Annotated in this window: 16 protein-coding genes; 10 read left to right on the top strand and 6 right to left on the bottom strand. The window is 37.2% G+C overall.

What is annotated here, in order from left to right:
* The first annotated feature begins 5 nt into the window (after positions 1-5).
* The 10 genes from prwr041_RS09130 (at position 6) to prwr041_RS09085 (ending at position 12,540) form a co-directional block, all read left to right on the top strand.
* Entirely contained in the window at positions 6-2,180 is a 2,175-nt protein-coding gene (locus tag prwr041_RS09130; RefSeq protein ID WP_207153496.1) for a S9 family peptidase, read from the top strand.
* Positions 2,181-2,220: 40 nt separating this feature from the next.
* Positions 2,221-3,489: a phosphoribosylamine--glycine ligase gene (gene purD, locus prwr041_RS09125; RefSeq protein WP_207153495.1), complete on the top strand. Its 1,269-nt coding sequence runs from the start codon at positions 2,221-2,223 to the stop codon at positions 3,487-3,489.
* 20 nt (positions 3,490-3,509) lie between these two features.
* Positions 3,510-4,451, top strand: coding sequence for a hypothetical protein (locus tag prwr041_RS09120; RefSeq protein WP_207153494.1), 942 nt, complete (start codon positions 3,510-3,512; stop codon positions 4,449-4,451).
* Positions 4,427-5,659 (top strand): metal ABC transporter solute-binding protein, Zn/Mn family, encoded by a 1,233-nt coding sequence (locus prwr041_RS09115; RefSeq protein ID WP_207153493.1) that lies wholly within the window; start codon positions 4,427-4,429, stop codon positions 5,657-5,659. Before prwr041_RS09120 ends, prwr041_RS09115 begins: the two co-directional genes overlap by 25 nt.
* Positions 5,656-6,354, top strand: a complete 699-nt coding sequence (locus prwr041_RS09110; protein WP_207153492.1) for a metal ABC transporter ATP-binding protein — start codon at positions 5,656-5,658, stop codon at positions 6,352-6,354. The genes prwr041_RS09115 and prwr041_RS09110 overlap by 4 nt, the downstream gene beginning before the upstream one ends.
* 113 nt (positions 6,355-6,467) lie before the next feature.
* On the top strand, positions 6,468-9,812 hold the full coding sequence (locus tag prwr041_RS09105; protein ID WP_207153491.1) for a glycosyltransferase family 117 protein: 3,345 nt from the start codon (positions 6,468-6,470) through the stop codon (positions 9,810-9,812).
* Between the two features lie 9 nt (positions 9,813-9,821).
* Positions 9,822-10,433, top strand: coding sequence for a polysaccharide deacetylase family protein (locus prwr041_RS09100; RefSeq protein ID WP_207153490.1), 612 nt, complete (start codon positions 9,822-9,824; stop codon positions 10,431-10,433).
* Positions 10,411-11,433, top strand: coding sequence for a tRNA epoxyqueuosine(34) reductase QueG (gene queG / locus prwr041_RS09095; protein WP_207153489.1), 1,023 nt, complete (start codon positions 10,411-10,413; stop codon positions 11,431-11,433). Before prwr041_RS09100 ends, queG begins: the two co-directional genes overlap by 23 nt.
* Positions 11,414-12,157, top strand: a complete 744-nt coding sequence (locus prwr041_RS09090) for a hypothetical protein (RefSeq protein WP_207153488.1) — start codon at positions 11,414-11,416, stop codon at positions 12,155-12,157. The genes queG and prwr041_RS09090 overlap by 20 nt, the downstream gene beginning before the upstream one ends.
* A 2-nt stretch (positions 12,158-12,159) precedes the next feature.
* Positions 12,160-12,540 (top strand): hypothetical protein, encoded by a 381-nt coding sequence (locus prwr041_RS09085; protein ID WP_237072194.1) that lies wholly within the window; start codon positions 12,160-12,162, stop codon positions 12,538-12,540.
* Between the two features lie 61 nt (positions 12,541-12,601).
* Here prwr041_RS09085 and glmM read toward each other — a convergent pair whose 3' ends face one another.
* From glmM to prwr041_RS09055, 6 genes are all read right to left on the bottom strand, one after another.
* Positions 12,602-13,993, bottom strand: a complete 1,392-nt coding sequence (gene glmM / locus prwr041_RS09080; RefSeq protein WP_207153487.1) for a phosphoglucosamine mutase — start codon at positions 13,991-13,993, stop codon at positions 12,602-12,604.
* A gap of 11 nt (positions 13,994-14,004) precedes the next feature.
* The gene (locus prwr041_RS09075) at positions 14,005-14,643 is read right to left on the bottom strand and encodes a DUF4827 domain-containing protein (RefSeq protein WP_207153486.1); all 639 of its coding nucleotides are present in this window, start codon (positions 14,641-14,643) and stop codon (positions 14,005-14,007) included.
* Between the two features lie 133 nt (positions 14,644-14,776).
* Entirely contained in the window at positions 14,777-15,814 is a 1,038-nt protein-coding gene (locus tag prwr041_RS09070; protein WP_207153485.1) for a DHH family phosphoesterase, read from the bottom strand.
* A gap of 153 nt (positions 15,815-15,967) precedes the next feature.
* A complete protein-coding gene (locus tag prwr041_RS09065; RefSeq protein ID WP_207153484.1) occupies positions 15,968-16,879 on the bottom strand; it encodes a glycosyltransferase family protein in 912 nt (303 codons plus the stop codon).
* Between the two features lie 1,042 nt (positions 16,880-17,921).
* Complete coding sequence (gene tamL / locus prwr041_RS09060) at positions 17,922-20,219, bottom strand: translocation and assembly module lipoprotein TamL (protein ID WP_207153483.1); 2,298 nt, start codon at positions 20,217-20,219, stop codon at positions 17,922-17,924.
* 2 nt (positions 20,220-20,221) lie between these two features.
* Positions 20,222-24,835: a translocation/assembly module TamB domain-containing protein gene (locus prwr041_RS09055; RefSeq protein WP_237072193.1), complete on the bottom strand. Its 4,614-nt coding sequence runs from the start codon at positions 24,833-24,835 to the stop codon at positions 20,222-20,224.
* Positions 24,836-24,866 lie beyond the last annotated feature (31 nt).

The following is a 24,866-nucleotide window of genomic DNA, read 5'->3' as shown; positions in this document are numbered from 1 at the left end:
TAATTATGAAAAAGATATTTGTTTTTATCTTAGCGATGATTGCTACAACTACGTATGCTCAAGGATTGAAGACGCTAACATTAGAAGATTTAAATTTTGGTGGTAACAACTACCATAACATGGTTCCAAAGCACCGATATACAACTTGGTGGGGCAACGAACTTGTCAGAACAGATGTTGAGGATTGTTATATCGTTAACAAGAATACAGGCATAGAAACAGAACTTTTCTCATTGGAGAATATCAACAAATGGAGCGGAATGGATCTGCACCATTTGTACAATATTACGTTTCCTGTTGCAGGCAAGACACAAGTTTTGCTTAACGACGGTAAGAAACAGATGCTTTTTGACTGGAAAGATAAAAAGGAAATCTGGCACACTGACAATAATTTCAACGGAAGCACACAGGCTAGTAACTTCAATTACACTTCTAGAGCCACAGCTTACGTTAAAGATTGGCAGTTACACGTAGTAAACGCAAAAGGTAAAGACAAACAACTTACTACTGACGGAAGTCGTAACATTGTATATGGTCAAAGCGTCCATCGCGACGAATTTGGCATAAATGGAGGCTTATACTGGAGTAATGACGGCAAGAAGTTGGCTTTCTACCGAATGGACCAAAGTATGGTTACAGACTTCCCGTTGGTAAACATTCCAGAATTAGACTGGAAACCTGCTGAAGGAGAAAGCAGAATTGCCACACCAGCACCAGAAAAATATCCTATGGCTGGAGAAAAAAGCCATAAGGTCACTGTTGGTGTTTACGATGTGAATACGGGGAAAGTCATTTATCTTGATGCAGGAGACCCAACAGATAGATATTTCACAAATATTGCATGGAGTCCTGACAATAAGACTATATACATGTTTGAGTTAAACCGTGATCAAAACGATTGTAGACTGGTAAGCTATAATGCAGAGAACGGCAAGAAAATTGCCGAACTTTACAGAGAGACAGATAAGAAATATGTAGAACCGCTCCACCCTATTACTTTCCTTCCTTGGGACAGTAGCAAATTCATTATGTGGAGTCAGAAAGATGGATATACTCATTTATACCTATTTAATAATAAAGGCGAACAACTGAAACAGATAACCAAAGGTAAATGGGTAGTATTAAACTTTCTTGGTTTTGACGAAAAGCACAAGAGTATAACTATTGAGTCAAATGAATTAAGTCCTATACAAAAGAACATATTCATTGTAAGTTTGGAAACTGGCAAGCGTGCGCTTATGGACGACAACGGTAAAGGTTGGCATACAGGCAGTGTAAGTCCTGACGGACAATATATAGTAGACAGTTACCAGACTCCAACTATTCCAAACAATATCGCAATAGTAAATACAGCGAATGGTAAAAGAACAAGTTATTATAAAGCAGAGGATCCTTGGAAGGGATATACTGTTCCTACTTACGAGTGCGGAACTATAAAAGCCGCAGACGGAGTTACAGACTTGTATTACAGAATGGTTAAACCTTTGAATTTCGATCCAAAGAAGAAATATCCAACAATCGTATATGTTTATGGAGGACCTCATGCACACAATGTTGATGCACGTTGGCACTATTGCAGCCGTGGCTGGGAAACATACATGGCAGAAAAAGGCTACTTGCTATTTATCCTAGACAATCGTGGAAGCGAGAACAGAGGAAAAGACTTTGAACAAGTAACATTCAGACATCTTGGCGAAGAAGAAATGAAAGACCAGATGAAAGGTGTTGATTTCTTGAAATCCTTACCTTATGTAGATGCAGACCGCATGGGAGTACATGGTTGGAGTTTCGGTGGTTTCATGACAACAAACCTGATGACAACATATCCTGATGTATTCAAAGTCGGTGTTGCCGGAGGACCAGTAATAGACTGGAAATGGTATGAGGTTATGTATGGTGAACGCTATATGGATACTCCACAGACAAATCCTGAAGGATATGCTAATTGTAGTCTACTACCAAAAGCTAAGAATCTTAAAGGAAAGTTGCAGATCATCATTGGATTAAATGATCCTGTTGTTGTGCCTCAGCATGCTTTCTCATTCCTTAAGGCTTGTATTGCAGCCGGAACACAACCCGACTTCTTTGTATATCCTGGAGAACCGCATAATATGAGAGGCCATCAGAGTACTCACCTACACGAAAGGATATCTCAATACTTCTTTGATTACTTAAAATGAAACTAATAAATGTCCCATCATAAGGACGAAAAAGAGACTTATGAAAATATTATTACTCGGAGGAGGCGGCCGTGAACACGCCTTGGCTTGGAAGATTGCTCAAAGCAACAAATGTAGTAAACTATTTATTGCACCAGGAAATGCTGGAACAGCGAACTGCGGAGAAAACATTGACATAAAAGCCGATGACTTTGAGAGTCTGAAGAAGTTCTGTGTCGACAATAATATCGACATAGTTGTAGTAGGCCCTGAAGATCCTTTGGTAAAGGGAATTTATGATAATTTCAAAAATGACGAGCGAACAAAAGACATTCCTGTTATTGGTCCTTCAAAGGCAGGTGCCGTTCTTGAAGGTAGCAAAGACTTCGCAAAAGGATTCATGGAACGTCATAACATTCCTACAGCAAAATACAAGACTTTTGATGGAACAAACATTGAGGAAGGTCTGAAGTTTCTAGAAACACTAAAAGCACCTTACGTATTAAAGGCTGACGGTCTTTGCGCAGGAAAGGGTGTTTTGATACTTCCAACTCTTGAGGAAGCCAAAAAGGAATTTCAGGAAATGCTTGGCGGCATGTTTGGTAATGCCAGTGCACAAGTTGTTATTGAAGAGTTTCTAAGTGGAATTGAATGTTCTGTTTTCGTTCTCACAGACGGAAAGAACTATAAAATTCTGCCTGAAGCAAAAGACTATAAGAGAATAGGTGAACATGATACAGGTTTGAATACTGGTGGTATGGGTAGTGTAACACCTGTTCCATTCGCAACGAAAGAATGGATGAAGAAAGTGGATACACGTATCATAAAACCAACTGTAGAAGGACTTGCTGAAGAAGGGATTGAATATAAGGGATTCATTTTCTTTGGTTTGATAAATGTAGAAGGCGAGCCAATGGTAATTGAATACAACTGCCGAATGGGTGATCCTGAGACAGAGAGTGTGATGCTAAGATTGAAGAGCGACATTGTTGATCTATTTGATGGTGTAGCAAAAGGTGACTTAGACAAACGCGAAATAGAATTTGACGAGAGAGCTGCTGTTTGTGTTATGCTTGTAAGCGGTGGCTATCCAGAAGAATATGTAAAGGGGTATCCTATCAACGGAATCAATGATGTTGATGGAAGTATTGTTTTCCATAGCGGAACAGCACTTAAAGACGGTCAGATTGTTACCAATGGAGGTCGTGTCATTGCGGTTTCATCTTATGGAAAGAATAAGGAAGATGCTCTACAAAAGAGTTTCAAGGAAGCTCAGAAAATCGAATTTAAAGATAAATACTTTAGAAGAGATATAGGTCAAGACCTATAATAAAATAGGGGAACAAGAAATTGGGAAATAAAAGAAGACAGGAAAGATTTGCAGTAAGTCGTTTTGCGCTACCTGTTACAGCAACATACGGAGCACTGGCAACATTAGCTGCCGGTGTTATAGAACAAGAGCTGTGGTTACAGACCGCAGCTTTGTTTGCTGCAACCATAATGATGGTATTTCTTAACAATCGCTACTCATTGATACGAGTATATAGCAGAATGGTATCGTGCTCATATCTTGTACTGATGACTATGGCTTCATTCTTATTTCCATCAATACAAGGTGCTATTATTGAAGTTGCATTCATTGCAACATGCATTTTTCTATTTAATGCCTATCAAAACCCGCGTGGGACAGGCTCAGTATTCTATGCTTTTGCAATGATTGGCATATCTAGCATTTTCTTTGTTCAAATATTATATTATGTACCTATATTATGGTTTATACTAGCAACCAATATATTGGCACTAAGCACAAGAACAATAACTGCATCAATATTAGGACTGATTATACCATATTGGTTTGTGGCAGGATATTATGCATCAACTGGCAATATGCAACCATTCATTGATCATTTCTGTGAACTTGCTAAATTTGGGAAGTTGTTTGATTACAGCATGATAACCACTCATCAAACTGTAACATTCATATTCATTGCTATACTAGGAATAACAGGTATAATACATTTCTTACGTAATAGCTACAACGATAAAATAAAAACAAGAATGCTATATGAAAGTTTCATAGCTTTCGAAATAGCAACCATAGTATTCACGATACTTCAGCCTCAGCACTTTGATTTTCTATTAAGAATACTTATTATAAGTACTGCTGCACTGATAGGTCACTTCATCACGCTGACACATACGTGGATAACTAATATAGCGTTTCATTTAATAATAGTAATAACTCTACTCATAACAGCTTACAATTTATGGATGCCATCATTGACTTTCTGATTAACTGGGGATATTGGGGCATTCTTATTGCCGCATTCTTAGCGGGTAGTATTCTTCCTTTCAGCAGTGAGGCTGTGATGTTAGGATTATTAGCAGCAGGGCTAAAGCCTTGGCCTTTAATAATTTATGGAACTATTGGAAACGTACTTGGTTCTATGTTCAACTATGCCATAGGTCATCTGGGACGCGTTGATTGGATAGAAAAATATTTGCACATTAAACCAAAGAGCCTTGAGAAAGCACAACGATTTATGGAAGGACGAGGTGCATGGATGGGTTTCTTTTCTTTCATCCCTGTAGTTGGAGATGCAATACCTATCGTTTTAGGACTAATGAGGTCAAACTTAACAATATCTATAATAAGCATAACATTGGGTAAAGCTCTAAGATATATTGTATTGGTATTCTCTGTATTATCACTAACATCATGCATAAGTCCATCAAAAAATAATCAGAGAATGATTACGGTGACTATCGAACCATTAAGATATTTCACCGAACAGATAGCTGGAAATAAATTTGATGTAGTTACAATGGTCCCCAACGGGAGCAGCCCTGAGACTTATGAGCCAACTGCTAGACAGATGGTTAAGCTTTCAGGAAGTGATCTGTATATAAAGGTTGGTAATATTGGATTTGAGCGTACATGGATGAAGAAGCTTGAGAGCAATGCCCCACACACTATTATCATAAATTCATCTGAAGGAATAACCTTACAAAAGAACGAAAACGGGGTTACAGATCCGCATGTATGGATGAGTACATCAAATGCCAAAATAATTGCAAGAAACATTTATAAGGCACTCTCAGAGATTGACTCCAAAGACAGCATATATTTCAAAAACAACCTAACGAAATTGCTGGAAAAGATAGAGATTACAAACATAAATGTAAGAGAATGTATTTCAAAAAACAAAACTCTTACATTCCTTGTATACCATCCTGCATTGACATATTTTGCAAGAGACTACGGACTGAAGCAGATACCTATTGAGGAAGAAGGCAGAGAACCTAGTGCGGCGCAACTTCAACAAACTATTTCGGCAGCTAAGCAGAAAAAAGTTAAAGTTCTTTTTGTACAGAAAGAATTCGCAAATCGTAATACCGAAATTGTAGAAGAAGGCACCAATGCAAAAAAGGTAGAAATAAATCCACTTTCGTATAATTGGAATAAAGAAATGGAAGACATTGCAAAAAAACTGAAATGAGCAATACAATAATTGACATAAAAAACATAACGGCAAAATATTCTCAGAAAATCGCACTTGAAAACGTTTCACTGAAAGTTCTTGATGATGACTATCTTGGCATCATTGGACCTAACGGTGGCGGAAAAACAACGCTAATGAAAATCATTCTGGGAATGATGAAACCAGATTCTGGAAGCGTTACATTCTATCGTGACGGTAAAAAAACGGATAATATCAATATTGGTTACTTACCACAATATACAGACATTGATAGAAAGTTTCCAATATCAGTGTACGATGTAATACTGTCTGGATTAAAGAAGAAGCTTTTCAAAAAATACACGGAAGAACAGTTAAATCAAGTTCAACAAACGATTATTGATATGGAACTTGAAGAACTACAACATAATCATATTGGAGCATTAAGTGGTGGCCAACTACAAAGAGTACTATTGGCTAGAGCTATAGTTTCTAACCCGGAAGTACTAATTCTTGATGAGCCAAACACATATATTGACAAACGATTTCAAGAGCAAATGTACGAAATGCTAAATGAGATAAACAAGTACTGCGCTATAATAATTGTAAGTCACGACATCGCCGAGATAATGAATAACGTGAAGCATATTGCATGCGTAAATAAAAGCTTGCATTACCATGCAGACAAGAATATGCCGATGCAAAAATTGGAAGAACATTTCCTGAGAATTTAAAAAAAATCAAATATTAGAACATTCTCACATACGTGTATATACTTTTCCAATTTAAAATACTATCTTTGCAAAATACTATAATATTGAAATTCAAACTTATTGATATTTAATAAATGAAACAGTACAGATTAGTAGACAATGCACTTGGATGGCTTGCATTCCTTATTGCAGCATTCGTTTATTGTTCTACAATTGAGCCGACAGCCAGTTTCTGGGACTGCCCTGAGTTTATCACTACGGGTTATAAACTTGAAATCGGTCACCCACCTGGCGCACCATTTTTTATGCTTACAGCAAACTTGTTCTCACAGTTTGTAAGCAATCCTTCACATGTAGCTCGCATGGTAAACACCATGAGTGCATTGCTTAGCGCAACGACGATAATGTTCCTATTCTGGTCCATTACCCATTTGACGCGTAAGTTGATCGTGAAGGATTGGAATGAACTTACAACAGCCAAGACTATCATAATAGAAGGCTCAGGACTTGTAGGCGCATTGATTTACACATTCAGTGATACATTCTGGTTCTCTGCCGTAGAAGGTGAAGTTTATGCTTACTCTTCGGCGTTTACAGCTATCGTATTCTGGTTGATATTGAAATGGGAAGACCATGCCGACGAACCTCACAGTGATCGTTGGTTAATATTGATCACATATATGACTGGTTTGAGTATAGGAGTTCACCTGTTAAATCTTCTTTGTATTCCAGCTATTGTGTTGGTTTACTGCTACAGGAAGTTCCCTAAAATGGAACTCAAAGGCTCACTCATAGCCCTTATCGTCTCATTTGTTATTGTTGCAGCTGTTTTATACGGTATTGTTCCTGGAATCATAACCGTAGGAGGTTGGTTTGAACTATTGTTTGTAAATGTATTGGGATGTCCTTTCAATACTGGTGAGATAGTATATATTATACTGCTTGTAGCAACTGTTGTTTGGGCAATATACGAGAGTTATTCTGATACGAACGAGAAACGTAGCAACATATCATTCGTAGCGTCATTCGCTATGCTTGGCATTCCTTTCTACGGATATGGATGGACTTCAGTCGTAATAGGCGTGGTAGTACTCGTCGCATTATGGTTTGGCTTGAACTACAAGCATACTGTTGATAAAAAACGAGTAAGCTATGTAACTTCACGAGCTAAGAACACCACATTGCTATGCATGCTTATGCTTATGATAGGCTATTCTAGTTATGCACTGATAGTGATTCGTTCTGCAGCTAACCCTCCTATGGATCAGAACTCTCCTGAGGATATATTCACACTTGGAAACTATCTGAGCCGTGATCAATATGGAGATCGTCCTCTGCTATACGGACAGGCATATACTTCTCAAGTAGCCCTGAAAGTTGACGGAAGCGTGTGCAAGCCTGAAATGACTCAAGGTGCACCTATCTATAGTCGTAAAGAGAAAGCTAACGCTAATGAGAAAGACTCTTACTTCATAGTAAGCCATAAGAATAAATACCAATACGCCCAAAACATGTTGTTCCCACGTATGTATGACCAAGCTCATGCACAAGCATACGAAGACTGGATGGGTGGTGTAGACGGTACTAATGTGGCTTATGACCGCTGTGGAGAAAATGTAAATATGAAGGTTCCTAGCCAACTGGAGAATTTAAGATTCTTCCTTTCATATCAATGTAACTTCATGTATTGGCGTTACTTTATGTGGAACTTTGCTGGACGTCAGAATGATATTCAAGGTAACGGAGAATTGGAACATGGAAACTGGATTACAGGTATTTCATTCCTTGACAAAGCACGTCTAGGGGATCAAAGCAAACTACCAGACGACTTAAAGAATAATAAAGGGCATAACGTATTCTACTGCCTTCCATTATTACTTGGTATAATCGGTTTATTCTGGCAGGCATGGAGAGGACAACGTGGAATTCGCCAATTCTGGGTGGTATTCTTCCTGTTCTTCATGACAGGTCTTGCAATCGTTATATACCTTAACCAGACGCCAATGCAACCGCGAGAACGAGACTACGCTTATGCGGGCTCATTCTATGCATTCGCAATATGGTGCGGTATTGGTGTTGCAGCAATTTACGACTTATCAAAGAAGTATCTTCACATAAGCGAACCTGTTCTTGCTGCTATCGTTTCATTACTAGCTCTGCTTGTTCCTATACAGATGGCAAGCCAAACATGGGACGACCACGATAGAAGTGGAAGATATACATGTCGTGACTTTGGTCAAAATTACTTAATGACACTACAAGATAAGGGAAATCCGATCATATTCACTAATGGTGATAACGACACATTCCCATTGTGGTATAATCAGGAAGTTGAAGGAGTAAGAACAGACGCACGTGTTTGTAACTTAAGTTACCTACAGACAGACTGGTATATAGACCAGATGAAGCGTCCAGCTTACAAATCTACTGCTGTCCCTATCAGTTGGCCAAGAATCGACTTCTGCTCTGGAACAAATGAATATGTACCAATTCAGGCTGATGCTAAGAAACAGATACTAGAATTCTATAAACAGAATCCCGTCCAGGCAAAGAAGCAGTTCGGTGACAATCCATTTGAACTGAAGAATATAATGAAGTATTGGGTACGTTCAAAGAATCCTGATATGCATTTCATCCCTACAGATACTGTCTATGTAACAATAAACAAGGAAGCTGTAAAGAAGAGCGGAATGATGATGGCTTCTAATAAAATACCTGATAAGATGGTTATTTCTCTAGCCAAGAAAGATGCTCTTTATAAGGGTGACCTTATGATGCTTGAGATGATTTCACAATGCGACTGGACACGTCCTATATACGTGGCATTAACAGTTGGCGAAGACAACTACATGAATCTTGGCAACAACTTCGTACAGGAAGGTCTTGCAAACCGTATCACTCCGTTCACAACAACCATTGACGGTAAACCGGCACCTGGTGCAAAGAACTTTGATACAGAGAAGACATACAACAACCTGATGAATCGATATAAGTTTGGCGGTCTTGAGACAAGAGGACTTTACATTGACGAGACTGTAATGAGAATGTGCTACACTCATCGTAGACTATTTGCGCAGCTCGCTAAACAGTTGATCATCGAGAAGAAGAATGCGAAGGCTCTTAAAGTGCTTGAGAAATGCGAGAAGGTTCTTCCTTCATACAACATTCCCAACGACTACATGAGCGGAAGTCTTGACATGGCTGAATGCTATGCAATGCTTGGCAAGAAGGAAAAGGCCAGAAAGTTGTTTAATGACGTATGGAAGAATGCTACACAATACATGGGTTGGTATCTGTCATTGAGCAGCGATCACTTCTCTCAGTCAATGAACGATTGCATACGCGAATTGACAATCATGCAACAGGCTAATGAAGTTGCTAACATGATTGATCCAAAACTCGCCAAAACTACAGGTAAACAATTCCAATATATGTTTAACATGTATCGCGGCAAGGGCGGTGTGTTGCCACAACAATAAAGAATAGATATGTTTATAGAGCAACCGGCAAAATGGCTGCGCTGGATGTATCCCAGTGCGACTTGGAGAATGGATAAGAAAGAACATTCAGTTTATCTGACGTTTGATGACGGTCCTATCCCCGAGTCCACACCTTTCATATTAAATACTCTTAAAGAGTTTGATGTAAAGGCTACATTCTTTATGGTGGGTGAAAATGTATTGAGACACCATGACCTATACAACAAAATCGTTGAAGAAGGACATCAGGTTGGTAACCATACATTCAATCATCTCGGCTCATTCAAGCATTGGACTATAACCTATGCAGAAAATACCGATCAGGCAAATGATTTAATTCACTCACACTTATTTAGACCACCACATGGATGGATGAGACACTCCGTATATTGGTGGCTAAAAAAGAAATACAAAATAGTGATGTGGGACTTAGTAACAAGAGATTATTCAAAATGGCTTGAAGCCGATGATGTTGTAAACAATGTCAAACGATTTACCAGGAATGGCTCTATCATAACTTTTCACGATTCACTAAAGAGTATTGACAAGTTAAAGACAGCACTTCCTGAATCAATAAAATGGTTAAAGGAACAAGGTTATGAATTCAAAACCTTTGAATAGTGTCTCATTGACAGAGGCAATAAAGGCCGAGGCACAAAACCTCGGCTTTTTTGCATTTGGCATTGCCAAAGCAGAAGCCGTTGATGATGAGACAGCAAAACATTTAAAAGACTGGATTCAAAAAGGCAATTATGCCAATATGGATTACATGTCAAACTACACAGACAAACGACTTGATCCAAGATTGTTGATGAATGGGGTAAAGAGTATTGTCTGTGTAGCTCTTAACTATGCACCTAAAAAGACCATAGAAAAAGGAGAATATCAACTTGCAGCCTATGCTCTTGGCAAAGATTATCATGACATTATAAAAAACAAATTAAGACAGCTTGCCCAAAAATTTGGATTTGAAGATGATTTATATTCCAAAGATACACAAGCCAACAAATGCAGAATATTCGTTGACTCTGGACCTGTTTTAGAAAGATATTGGGCTGAAAGGGCCGGATTAGGTTGGACTGGAAAGAATCACCAACTTATAATACCACACGCAGGAAGTATGTTCTTTCTTGGTGAATTATTTCTTGATGTCGAACTTAAATATGATACACCCATTAAAAGTAGATGTGGAAAATGCCATAGATGTATTGACGCATGCCCAACTAATGCGATAAGTGAATATAATGAAATTGATTCAGAACGATGCTTGTCGTACCAAACAATAGAAAACAGTAGCGAAATAAGCTATCAGCTAGCAAAGGAGATGGGAGACACAATATACGGATGTGATAAATGTCTCTATGCATGTCCATGGAATAGATTCGCTCAACCAAACGACACTCCAGAACTTCAACCAAAGGAAGAGCTTTTAAATATGACAAAAGAAAAATGGCAAAACCTGACTGAAGAAGAATATAGATATTTATTTAAAGGAAGTGCCGTAAAAAGAGCTAAATACAAAGGACTAAAAAGAAATATTGATGCCGTGGCTTGCATCAATAAAGAAAAAAAGCTAACTTTATACCCAAAACAACAAGATTATGACAAAGAAAGTGAATAGCTACCAAGCAACAGCCGCACTGACAAGAGCTTTTTTCGAAGCTTTCGGTACTGCAATCGTAGACAGTACATACCCTGGTGACGATTTTAATGAGAAGAATAATCCTAGCAATATCAAACAAGCTATGCTCGAACATTACGAGGAAATAGGAAACAATTTCATGGATATTATGTTGCCGACTCTTATAAGACTTAATTACTCTGACGAAGAAAAAGTTGAAAGCGACATACAAAAACTTTCCAAAGAAAAGAAGCTGACAGTTAATGATTACTTGAAATATGCTTGTAAAACAACCAAACTTTATGAAGCAACAGTTGACGAATACAAGAGAAATATGGAATTGCTTCTTGGTGGAATGTTCTCAACTATACCAGAGCATTTAGAACAATATATAAAAGGCATACAGTTGTCGGAAATTGACGAGCCAAAAGCCATTCAGCTTATGGTAAGAACAATTATGAAAGCGTATGCAGCAGGATTGAAAACTGCAAAACCAAGTAAGAAAAGTCTAAACCAAATAACAATACTTAGATTGTTGCTTATAAATACAAATATACTAATCAACAACAGTGTATTAAAAGAAGAAAGTGACGATTTGGTAGAACTCTTTGTGGAAGCATGTGGAAACGAAGCTAATATCAATGTACTCTTCAATACTCTCGACGATATGTACAAAGAATTAACTGAAATCGATGGCATTTCAGATAAAGAAAAAGCGAATTAAAAATGAAACGAATAAAGATATTAATTGTAATATCCATTGCCATGATAATGGTAACTTCGTGTACAAAGAAGATACACATAAATGAAGTAAGTTTTGAAAAGGATTCTGTGTATTACAATCACAAACCGTTTACCGGAGAAATACGAACAGAAGATGACAAAACGGGTATTTTTAATACCGATAAAGGTGTTTTGAAATCATTGAAATTCTATCATGACAATGGGATAGAAGCAATTTCAATGGAAATAAAAGATAATGGCAAACCTGAGACACACATATATGATGACAAGGGTAATCCAACAGACCTTGTTTCATTTCAGCAAAAATATATGGATTTATGGATAAAGATTGCTTTGATTCAAGGCGAATTCATGAGCAAATAATAAAAAACAAAGGTGCAATTCAAAAACAGAATTGCACCTTTTTTATATATTATAATATAACTTATTGCATATCATAAACTACCTGCATAAGTTTCTTGCCCAAAGCATCTGCCTCATCCATTGTTGCAGCCTCACTGTACACACGGATAATTGGCTCTGTATTGCTCTTACGAAGATGTACCCATTTGTTTGGGAAATCAAGTTTAACTCCATCAATGTCTGTAACGGTAACATCTTTTTCTTTACCATACATCTCTTTAACCTTAACAAGGATTGCATCTACATCAGTAGAAGGAGTAAGATCTATTCTATTCTTAGCAATACAATATTCTGGATAAGTAGCACGAAGTTGACTAATACTACATCCCTTATGAGCTAGATTAGACAAGAACAAAGCTATACCAACAAGAGCATCACGACCATAGTGACTCTCTGGGTATATTACTCCACCATTACCTTCACCACCAATAACAGCATGAACATCCTTCATCTTTGTAGTTACGTTAACCTCTCCTACTGCTGCAGGAGTGTAAACACCACCATGCTTAATAGTAACGTCACGAAGAGCACGAGTTGAACTCAAGTTTGATACTGTATTACCAGGTGTATTGCTCAAAACGTAATCAGCAACAGAAACCAAAGTATATTCTTCACCAAACATTTTGCCATCCTCACATATAAATGCAAGACGGTCTACATCAGGATCTACAACTATACCAAGATCATAACCGCCCTTTGCTAGTTCACCCATGATACCACCAAGGTTTTTCTCAATTGGTTCAGGATTATGTGCAAAGTCACCATTGGCTTCTCCATTAAGGAATTTATAATCTACACCTAGAGCCTTTAATAGATCAGGAAGGATTACACCACCAACAGAATTTATTGAATCGACAACAACCTTAAAGCCAGCCTTCTTTATAGCTTCAACATCAACAAGCTTCAAATTCAACACACTATCAATATGTCGCTTATCAAAAGTATCGTCTTCTTTATATTTGCCTAAATTATCTACATCAGCAAAATCAAAATCTTCACTTTCTGCAATATCAAGCACCTCATTACCATCATCTTTCGTTAGGAACTCACCTTCATTATTAAGTAATTTAAGAGCGTTCCAATGACGTGGGTTATGACTTGCAGTGATGATAATACCACCATCAGCTCCGCTCATACGCACAGCAAGTTCTGTTGTCGGTGTTGTAGCAAGGCCAATGTTGATAACATCATATCCCATACCCATAAGAGTACCACACACTACATTCTTAACCATGTCTCCAGAGATGCGAGCATCACGACCAACAACAATCTTGTTGCTATCTGATTTCTTACTGCGACGAATAAATGTAGCATAAGCCGAAGTAAACTTAACAATGTCAAGAGGATTAAGAGTGTCACCAGCATGTCCGCCTATAGTACCGCGGATGCCAGAAATAGATTTAATTAGTGTCATATATTTATATGTTATCTACCTTTTTGCAATGTAACTTCATACAGACAAGGATATACACTGCTTGATGCAATTGTTGTACCCTTAGCCGACGGAACAATTAATTTCACCTTAGCTATGTCACTTTCAGCTGACGCGTAACGTGCAAGATTGACATAAGCAAAAGGAACCAACAATCCTTCAGGAACTGATGTTGTACTATAATAACTAGCAAACAAACTTTCACCAGATACAAATTGTCCATAGAAAGAACCAGAAATATTTCTTACATTCAAATGATCTACTATAGCAGAGTATTTAAGCACATCATTTGACAACAGAACAGAATCTGTCATAAGATTTACCTCCGTAAATCTCATAAGTACAGGAGAAGTCTCACCACTCTTCAATTTAGAGCCAGTACCTTTCCTTACAATCTGCATATATACTCCTGAACTATTAAATAGCACATATTCGTTTTTACTAACATTTGTTGTGGAATCTTGTGCAAAAAAAGTTGCTTCAGAAATTACATTAACGGCAGAATCAGCGAGGTATTGGTTGATTGCCGAGCGTTCCTTTTTCTTCTTATCAGCATAAGTTTCCGAATTGTTACATGAAACGAAAATCATTATACCAACCAAAGCGAGAAGTGCAAATAAAGTTTTCTTCATCGTTAAATTTATAAATTACAATGGCAAAGATAATGCAAATGTGCGAATTATCCTGTCATTTTGATGCAAAGATACTAAAAAGCTAACATATAGAAAGGTTATAATGAGAGTTTTTATTTATATTTCCCAATTTTTAAGCTTTCAACATATCACCGAATTTGATTATAGCATTGCGAGCGATTGTTTCAGCCTCTGCAAGACTACAATGCAGTTTGCCACCACTGGCATTAAGATGTCCTCCCCCATTGAAAAATTCTTCAGAGACCTTATTACATGGAAAATCATCAACAGAACGTAAACTCACAAGAATAGTATTGTCGTGACGGTCATCCTCACGAAGTGATATAGAAAACTTATGTCCCTTTATACGCAGCGGCTCATTGACAAGTCCTTCTAAATCTCCTTTTATAAAGTGATATTTTTTCATATCTTCCTTACTAACTGTGAAATAAGAGGCATGATATTGCTCAAAGATATTCAACTTTTGACTCATTAAATAACCACGAAACTTAATTGCCCACGGGCTATAGTTGTTGAACACATTGCGATATATTTTATCCTTATCAATTCCAACAGTGAGAAGAAGTCCTATAATAGAATATATTTCTGGACGTGCTGAATTATATGTAAAACCTCCTGTATCAGTCATCATTCCACAATATAATGGAACAGCTATCTTACGCGTCATATTTTCCATTCCAGATAGTTGATAGATCATGCGGAACACCAATTCACATGTACTGCATGCTTCAGAACGTGAAATCGTTATAACAGAATTAATGACTGGATTAAGATGATGGTCTACAACCACTTTTTTTGCAGAAGACATATCTACACTTGCTTGCATATCTTCAAGTCGTGCAGCATCGTTAAAGTCTAGGATAAATATCAAGTCTGCATTCTTAAAAGCAGCATCTATTTCTACTTTATGCTTATCGTATCTTACTATTTTCTCTGTACCTGGCAACCACTTTAGAAAATCAGGATATGCATCAGGAACAAACACAGAGGGACTTTTGCCCTGTTGACGTAGATATTCCGCCAAACCAAGACAAGCACCAATTGCATCACCATCAGGACTTTTGTGTCCAACAAGTATTATTTTATTTGCATCGCTAATAAGAGTTCTCAACTCAGCGATTTCTTTCTCTGTTATAATATCTATCTGCATAATGATTGCAAAGGTAATAAAATTAGGTGAAACCTAATATAATGGAAACAAAAATTGGTCAGAATTGATGCAATAAATAAAACTACCGCAATCATTCCTGACCAATACTATATTTTATAAAGAATAGTTTGTATTATCTATCCAATTAGAAATCTAGAAGATCTTATTTGGATATACGCCATCGTTTACAAGAGTTTGAATCTTGTCTACTACGCTCTGACGATCTGCAGAATAAGTAACACCAAACCATTTACTTGTTGTATCAAGAACCTTTACTGTAGCAGTATTTTCGTTGATAAGTTTATTTACCATCAATGGGATGAAGAACTCAGCCTTAAGATTTTCCATATTCTTAGGATCAGAAAGGAATTCCTTGAAATAAGCCTCACTATGCTCGAAATAGTCTGGAGTGAAACCCCATACATTCATAGATACAGGAGTGTTATCCTCTACAGCAACCCACTTACCGTCTTCATCTTTGTAAGAAACCTTACCGTCTACACGCATGATTTCTGTACGCTCGACAACAGTTGTAAGATTTTCGTTAGCATCTTTTGAACATATTCCACGTGCTACAGTACCGTTATCAGAAAGAGTATTACCTACTCTGAAGCCAACCATAGCATATGTGTTTTTACTTCCTTCTGGAAGATCAGCCAAGAACTTACCAATTACCTTGAAACAGTCACGGTTATAGAAATCATCACAGTTAATAACACAGAATGGTTCCTTGATAACATCTTTTGCCATCAGTACAGCATGGTTAGTTCCCCATGGTTTCTCACGACCTTCTGGTACTGAGAATCCTTCTGGAAGACTATCTATACCCTGGAATACCAATTCTACAGGTACATGACCTTCATACTTAGAAAGTATCTTAGTGCGGAATTCATTTTCGAAATCTTTACGGATAACAAATACGATCTTACCGAATCCTGACTGAATAGCATCATAAATAGAATAGTCCATAATAGTTTCTCCGTTTGGACCCAGACCATCTAATTGCTTAAGACCACCATAACGACTGCCCATGCCGGCAGCTAAAAGTAACAATGTAGGTTTCATAAATAATATTTTTATTGTGCTTTAATTTGAGTTGCAAATTTAACAAATAATACTGAGAATGAATAAGTATCGCCTCACTTTTTAATCAACATAACAATTTTTTTTATGTTGTAACTGATTATTTTTGGCTCTTAGTCAATTTATGGTAATATCATTCACAAAAGAGCTTGGCTTTACTTGAAAAAGTTTTTTCAATGCCACTAATGTCATAATGTCACAAACCCTTTATTTATCGGGCTTCAGCCAGTGACATTAAGTGACATTATCGGGATAAAAGTGACATTAAACAGCAAATCACACCTATATTTGGCGATTTTTCACCAAATATACTATACATGTTTAGACACATTTTCGTTTATAATGGTCTGTACCTGTCTTCAGGTATGCCACACATCGCAATATGTTTCGTTTATATATCAGAACGCAACTGCAATAATAGTAGTAATTGTCATCCATCTTATTCTTGTAGTTTTATTGAGAATCATTCGTTTACCTACATCAGGTAATATTCTTTTTCACGTTAGGCAATTCAATTACCTAACGTGGGTAATTGAGTTGTTCACGTTGGGTAACCCGATTACCTACGTTGGGTAATCGGATTACGCACGTATTGATGTAATCGAATTACACAGAAGTTGCGAAAATTTAAGTAATCGTTTGTGCACTCAGTTTCCAAATACATTTACATCCTTCAAATTCACACTCTCTCATGTTCATATATGTATGACGTTGATTTTTGAATTATTCATGCAGTTCAGGAAGCTAGCATTTATGTTTAACAAAACTCTATTAGCACAAATATGTATTTATACAAATAGCATAATTGCGAAAAAAACGCAAAAAGCAGGTGTACTTTAGGGCTTAATGCCACTTTTACCCCGATAATGTCACTTAATGTCACTGGCTGAAGCCCGATAAATAAAGGGTTTGTGACAAAGTGACATTAGTGGCATTAAAAAAACTTTTTCTGGTAGAGTCTTCAAGCTTTAGCCCATTTATGGAGGATCCCTATAAATTAACGAAGAACCTTATTTTTACATAATTAGAAAGGCATTCCGATTGCGAAATGCAAACTTTGACTATCCCTGAAATTAGGTAGATTATAAAATCCATTCTTATATGGAAGGTGCAAACCTACTCCCCAGTCTACTCTAATCACAAAAAAATCCAAGTCATATCTTAAGCCGATACCTGTACCAAGAGCCATTTCTTTAACAGCATTATTTAATTTAAACTTTCCTCCTGGACGGTCGCTGCTATCATGCATCGTCCAAACGTTTCCTGCATCCAAGAATACTGCACCATAGAGATTACCTAAAAGGTGTGGACGATATTCCAGATTAGCAAGAAACTTGATATCTCCCGTCTGATCTAGATAAGAGTATGTATTTGCTGTAGGATAATAGGATCCTGGTCCTACACTTCTTACAGTAAAGGCACGCACACTATTTGCACCACCAACATAGAATTGTTCACTCCAAGGTGCCATGTCAGAATTACCATAAGCCCATATTGCACCTAGGTCAAAATGAGCTACAAGGTTTGAATGCTCTGCCAATCGCCACGTCTTCCTAAACTCTGTTTCTATTTTTACATATTGAGCATAAGGATTCTTAAACAGCTTTTTATCTTTCTCACCCCATGACTTTCCTGCAATTGCATAGCCCAATGAGAGTATATTAGCAGCCTCGCTGATTGTTGTCTGCCACCATATTGGATTTCTGTATATTTTGTCACTCGTGTAGATATAACTATATTTCAATTTAGGAATAAACTGATTCTTCATTGACACTTGAAGATAAGGACTAGCCTTCATTACAGAGTCAAACTTAGCTGTATGTGAAGACATATACTCATACTCAAGTATAATAGGACTAAACTGATGCATAGAATTCTTGCTTGTCTGGAAAGTATATGTTAACTCTCCTGATGCTATATGACGTTTGAAATATCCTGCACGATTGATAATATCAGTAGAAGCCTTTAATAAGGTAGACGGAGTCACGAAAAATCTACGACGCGGTATAAAAGGCATTAAGAGTCTTGGAAACTCCAGAGAGGCATCACCACCATATTCATAAGAATTTACATTATCACTAGCACCACTAGCTGTGTGTCCAGATTGCCATTCATAAGAGCCCTTTACGTTTATATCAAGCTTTTCTCCTCCACGGAAAGCGTTTCGCTTTGTAAAGCCAACAATAAGTCCTGGTCCCATTCTTCCACTTGTCCTACCAGTATAATTTGTCTCAACATAGAAATCATAAGGTTTGTCAAAGACACAATTTAAAGCCAAGTCTAACGTATCACATGTAGCAGATGTATCACGCGGAGCAAATTGAAAATCAACGATACTGAACAGCCCATTACTAGAAATTCTATTTGAAGATTCCAGATAGTTGTCATAGCTATATACCTTTCCTGGTCTAAGTCTTAAATCACGCATTATAACTCTTGGACGTATTGGAGAATGGCGTCCATTAAAATGAACTGTAAAATTACGATGCACCAACGAGTCATTAAGCTGTTCAATCATCTGCTTACGCAACTGCAAGTCCACTCTTCCAATATACCATTTATGCATTGCCCTTTCTGGAATTTGTTCTGCAAGTTGGAATTTCATCTGAACCTTACCTGGAACCGAAAGAGTATCTGCAAGATAAGAAGCATAACTTGGTTGATAATAATAATATCCGTTATTACGAAACAATGTGCTCACTCGCTTCCTTTCGGCATCCAATGCAGAAACATCAAAAGCATCTCCCTTATGTATAACAGTATTGGCGGATGTATTCTTCAACAAACTGTCAGCACCTTCAGGAAACTTTTCATAAGCCACACTATCTATCGTGTATAGATGTCCTAAATCAACGTCATAACCTATCTTAGCCTTTTTGGGATTACTCATCGTTATTGTATTGTAAGTCACACTTCCATTAAAATATCCATGTGATTTAAGTACAGATTGAGCAACAGATGCACGCAAAGCAGGATTTACCCAACTCATCAAAACAGGAGCCTTACCAAATGATTTTGAAATCCATTTACCAATAGGTCCTTCTGATTTCGAAAAAGCATTCCAGACCCACAGACCATAAGGAAACGGAGTGCGATAATATGAACTACCAAACAATGCGCCATTAGGAGCACATGCTAGAGCAGCATCAAGTTCATTACGGGTGAACTTGAAATGAGAATTACTCTCATAATTAGTATATTTTATTTTTGTCAGTCCTACATACAGTTGGTCACCTTCTAGCACCTTATCTGTAGTGGAGCAAGCTGAAAGTAGCGCTAAACCGCAAATAAACAATATGTAATTATATATTTTTGATATCATATTTATTTTTGCTTTACTGCATTATTTTTATCAACAACCACAGGAATGGAAGGTTCAGAATCCTTAAAACGGAACAGATCACTAAAATGCTGCACCTTGCGACGCCATATAAAACCTGCACCATACTGTCCTACATCTCCTTCCAACCAGTCGTAACTATCGCGATCATAGAATAGTTTTAAATATTGTGTTGAAGCCTCATTCAGACGATATTCGAAAGATACATTACTAAAGAATGACTGATTCTGATTTGCCACATCTTGTCCTGTTGAGAACTTACCGCCAACAATAATTCTAAGACGGTTGTTCCAAATTCTCTTTGCGAACTTGAATGAATAGTCTGTATGCTGACTTCCGCTGGCATTCATCGCATTATCCATACCAAAGCTTAAATCTAATGTTTTCAAAGCGTTACCAGCTAGGCCGTTGATCTGACTTTGCAGGAATGCGCTTAATGCCGAGTTCATAGAGAATCCATTTGTATTTCCATCGGCAAGATACATACCAGTAGTAAGCATTGTAACAGCGATCTTTCCACGTTCCTCAACACTCATCGTATTTAACTGATTGTTAACAGCCATATCCTCTGGCGCTTTTATGATGAATTCCAAACCCATATCCTTCAAAGTCTTCGTAATCTTCACGCCACATTCGAAAGAAACAGTTTTACCAGTACCTCCGTCAGAAGATACAGTAGCCTTGTTTGTTTCTGTGGCAGTGATATTAAGTTTAGGATTCATTGGGTCACCGTTAAACTCTATATAACTTCCGTCTTGTATATTAAAGGTCTTTAGTGGAATTATTGGCAAAGAATACTTCATCTCACCATTATTCAATGTATATCTTCCTGTAAGACGCAGATTATCGACTGTATTGTATTGCATCCTCAAATCACCACCTCCAATAAGGTCTACATAGTTTGATTTATCAGCATTAAGCGCACAAAGTATATGAGCACTTTTGTTGATATTCATAGATAAATCCATATTGAAACCTGTCAATGAAGGACGGTTGACAGTCTGAGTTTTAGAATTTTTAAAGTCTGTAAACTTAACTAACCCGTCTAATTGATTATCTGTAGTGATTGGTGAATTTCTCAAGATATAGGTCATGTCTGTAGCTCCAAGCACATCAAGTTTTCCTCTCATCTGTAAATTGTCCAAATGTCCATGCATGCTTCCATAGAAATTGACAAATGCCTTTCCAAAAACTTCCGAGCGTAAGTTTTCCTTATAATCTATAATCTCGAAATTAGAAGCTCTCATTTTCACGTCCATTTCCATGTTGTCCAAATCAGAGAAGTCAAGGTATCCAGCCATTGTCAACGGACTATCATTATGCGCATACATCTGGAAATTTTCAAACAGCAATTTACTTCCACTAATTGTTACTGGGTCATTATCAAAACGCATCTCTACACCATAAGGCTGACTTACTAGATATGCAGAATCAAGATAAACTTCTCCATTTACATTTGGTTTTGATAAAGTTCCATTAATGTTCAGAGTTCCCTCTGCATAACCCTTAAAACCTATAATTTGATTAGGAATAAAACCATTGAATACAGCCATTGGGGTACGGTCAAAACCTAAGTTTGCATCAATACTTCCAGCTCCTTCCGAGTTGTATGTTCCTTTAACAGTGGCTATTTTCAATCCATTTTGTGAGAGTATACCATCAACATAGTGTGAACCGTCCTTCTTTGGCATATATACAAACTCTGCTCCTATATCTCCCATTGGACAATTCTCATATATCATTTTGTCCACTGTCATATTTGTTGATACAGAAATCTCGTCTTTAGTTTGTATAAAGTGGTAATCTCCGTTCAAAACTCCCGAAACATCAGGTGTATAAGGTAAAACAGAGAGTATATCATGAAGTTTAAATTGGTGCAATGATACTGTTAGATCTTGAAGTGCCTCCTTGTTTCCGTCATCCGTAAACAACTGGACTCCCATTCCATCATCTGACTTTAGCTGAAGCTTAGCCGACAATCGTCTATCATCCCCTAAGAACACATAATTATCATCACTGGCAGTAAATGTTTTATAACCAAGTATAGGATTGTTTCCCAATATACTCAAACGTATTCCATGTTGTTCCATTGTTGCCAACAGACCAAGTTCTATTCCCAATTTATCTTTGGCATCATAAAGCTTTGCCTTCAAAGAAGAACCATGCTCATTTAATTCTCCATCTAAAATAGCACGAAATACATATTGTGGATTTCTACGATTATTGATAACTTGTGCACGATAAATAAACTTATTATCATCCGACTTTATATTGAATCTAACAGTGTCAAGGCGGATACTATCTACAACCAAAGAATCTATGCTTACATTTCCTGTTACACCAGCAATGTGAGAAGAGTGCATATCAACATTTGCTCTTGAGAAATAATAACCATATTGATTAAGAAGATAGACCAAGAAATTATCTTTACCGCTTGAGAATGTTATACTTGCATCAGGCAACTTTCTACGCAACATAACCTGATTGATAACTCGGTCTTTAAGTTGACGCTGAATATCCTTTACTATACTTTGTCCTTGACTCAGCAATCGTTCATAACCACCTTTAGAATCTATACCAATATTGAAATCATTACTGTTAATAATTGCATGTGTTGTATCACTACGCAAAAGTATGTCAACAGCGATGGCATCTGATTTATAGAACTTCTTGTTGTCATGAATAGCTAAATCATTAACCATTCCATTTACCTTATAATATTTATTCATGTCTGACTCTATATCCAGATGGGCACATATAGATGCAGACAAAGGTGATTTGGTAAGTTTAAGGTTATACAAATCAGCATTAGCCAAATCGCAGACAAGCGTAGCCTTGACTGTTTTCTTATGTACTAATGCACTGAGGTTTATACTTCCTTTTAACAAAGGATTCAAACTATTTATAGAGGCATTGGCTACACCATTCTGTAATTTTATATTTGCATTGATACGATCAAGATTGTAACCGCCATAAGTGAATTTGCTTATCCTTGACCTTGCAACAATCATTGTACGTGAAGAAGTAAAGTCAAAGCCTTTTCCTTTCAACGCTATATAACCAGTTAAGGGATTCAAGCCATAATTTGGAACAAAATGCTGCAACTGTAAATTTGAAGCGTTTATTGTTGCATTATATGCCTTTCTATCGGCATCGAAATCAACCACGGCTCTCACATGTCCCTTACCTTCCTTTGCAATGAAGTTTGCCGCATATTTGTTTCCGGTAAACTTAAAAGCTCCATCAACATAAATTCCATTTGGTATTCTTACATTGCGACTTATTTCTTTAGAAAGCAATGACTTTACAAAGCCCAAATTATATGTATGCGCTTTTATATTAACGCTTCCACTAAGTTTCTTTAGATTGTCCATGTTCGATACAAAACCTTTTGCATCAAACTTGAATGCTGTAGGCAACTTTACAGCAAGTCTTGAGAAGCTCACTGATTTCATATTACCAGCAGCTGTCCCCGAAACACTTAAAGGATAATTTGGCCATTGCTTTTTAAACGCCGACGGCATAGTACCCATGAAACGCATTAAATCATACTTACCAAAACTTCCATTTAAATCAACTTTAAATTTTCCAGGATTGCCTTTTGCAAATGCGTTCAAATCCAATGACACCCTTGCGCTAAGATATGATTGCGGAGTCTTGAAATAAAGATTCCGCAAAAATAATCTATTTGAGTCAAGATTTATTTTTCCAGATAATGCGTCAATGGCTATTCCGCTTTTCTCTTTGAAACTACATTCACGTAATTTCATCATCAAATTCGGGGCAAGATATGAAAGATTTTCTATGCCTATAGCAATGTTGCTAAGGCTGAAGTGGTTATAGTCAAATCCGTTGGAGTGTATCTTAAAATTGTTATCATAATTTAATCTACCGTCTTTCCAGTCAAAGCGTTTTACTTTAAAAGATCCTCTATATAAGTCGAAATAACCGCCTTCTGTGATTGATTTACCAAGATAAGCCTGAACCTGAAGAGTATCCCCTGGCATATGAACTGTCAAGCCTGTCTTCTCTATATTCAACCTGCGAACATTGATTTTCCAAAAATTAGTTTTCTTTGTTGTATCCTTGGGTACAGTATCACTTAATGCCACGTCAAGTACCGCATTCTTAAGATTCGCCTTGTCTATATTTACGTGTTCAGCGCCTAAGTCAATACAGTGTGACACCAAATCCATTCTTGCGATAGTACCTTTCACACGTGCTTCGTGAATAAAATTAGTTGTATTCACTTTCATACAGTCAAAACTCAACTCGTCTATATCTATTTTCTTACTGAAAAGAGGAATGAGTCTTACGTTGGCTACAACTTTCTTTATGTCGGCAACTGTATCCTTTATCTGCGGCATGGAATCATTCTGCTGAAGAATCTTCACGCCTTCAATGCCAAGATTTAAAGGAAATTCAAGATTTACGTGGTTAATAGTTATCTCTGTCTTTGTTTTTTCTGAGGCGTATGCAGTTACTTGCTTTACTGCCCATTTTTGAAACGGAGGGAAATAAAACAATATTGCCAAGATGGCAAACAATATAAATGGCGTACAAATTATTCCGATACCCCATTTGACATACTTCCTCATAGGCATCAAATTATGTCAATTATAAGATTAG

The sequence above is a fragment of the Prevotella herbatica genome, from assembly GCF_017347605.1.
In the GTDB taxonomy this organism is placed as follows: domain Bacteria; phylum Bacteroidota; class Bacteroidia; order Bacteroidales; family Bacteroidaceae; genus Prevotella; species Prevotella herbatica.
This window is presented reverse-complemented; position numbering and strand designations above follow the sequence as displayed.

Excerpts from the sequence above, each read along its gene's own strand:
- tamL (WP_207153483.1), bottom strand. The coding sequence starts at position 20,219 with ATGATATCAAAAATATATAATTACATATTGTTTATTTGCGGTTTAGCG.
- prwr041_RS09090 (WP_207153488.1), top strand. The coding sequence starts at position 11,414 with ATGACAAAGAAAGTGAATAGCTACCAAGCAACAGCCGCACTGACAAGA.
- prwr041_RS09130 (WP_207153496.1), top strand. The coding sequence starts at position 6 with ATGAAAAAGATATTTGTTTTTATCTTAGCGATGATTGCTACAACTACG.
- prwr041_RS09110 (WP_207153492.1), top strand. The coding sequence starts at position 5,656 with ATGAGCAATACAATAATTGACATAAAAAACATAACGGCAAAATATTCT.
- prwr041_RS09085 (WP_237072194.1), top strand. The coding sequence starts at position 12,160 with ATGAAACGAATAAAGATATTAATTGTAATATCCATTGCCATGATAATG.
- prwr041_RS09115 (WP_207153493.1), top strand. The coding sequence starts at position 4,427 with ATGGATGCCATCATTGACTTTCTGATTAACTGGGGATATTGGGGCATT.
- prwr041_RS09075 (WP_207153486.1), bottom strand. The coding sequence starts at position 14,643 with ATGAAGAAAACTTTATTTGCACTTCTCGCTTTGGTTGGTATAATGATT.
- prwr041_RS09065 (WP_207153484.1), bottom strand. The coding sequence starts at position 16,879 with ATGAAACCTACATTGTTACTTTTAGCTGCCGGCATGGGCAGTCGTTAT.
- glmM (WP_207153487.1), bottom strand. The coding sequence starts at position 13,993 with ATGACACTAATTAAATCTATTTCTGGCATCCGCGGTACTATAGGCGGA.
- prwr041_RS09100 (WP_207153490.1), top strand. The coding sequence starts at position 9,822 with ATGTTTATAGAGCAACCGGCAAAATGGCTGCGCTGGATGTATCCCAGT.
- prwr041_RS09070 (WP_207153485.1), bottom strand. The coding sequence starts at position 15,814 with ATGCAGATAGATATTATAACAGAGAAAGAAATCGCTGAGTTGAGAACT.
- prwr041_RS09055 (WP_237072193.1), bottom strand. The coding sequence starts at position 24,835 with ATGAGGAAGTATGTCAAATGGGGTATCGGAATAATTTGTACGCCATTT.
- prwr041_RS09105 (WP_207153491.1), top strand. The coding sequence starts at position 6,468 with ATGAAACAGTACAGATTAGTAGACAATGCACTTGGATGGCTTGCATTC.
- queG (WP_207153489.1), top strand. The coding sequence starts at position 10,411 with ATGAATTCAAAACCTTTGAATAGTGTCTCATTGACAGAGGCAATAAAG.
- purD (WP_207153495.1), top strand. The coding sequence starts at position 2,221 with ATGAAAATATTATTACTCGGAGGAGGCGGCCGTGAACACGCCTTGGCT.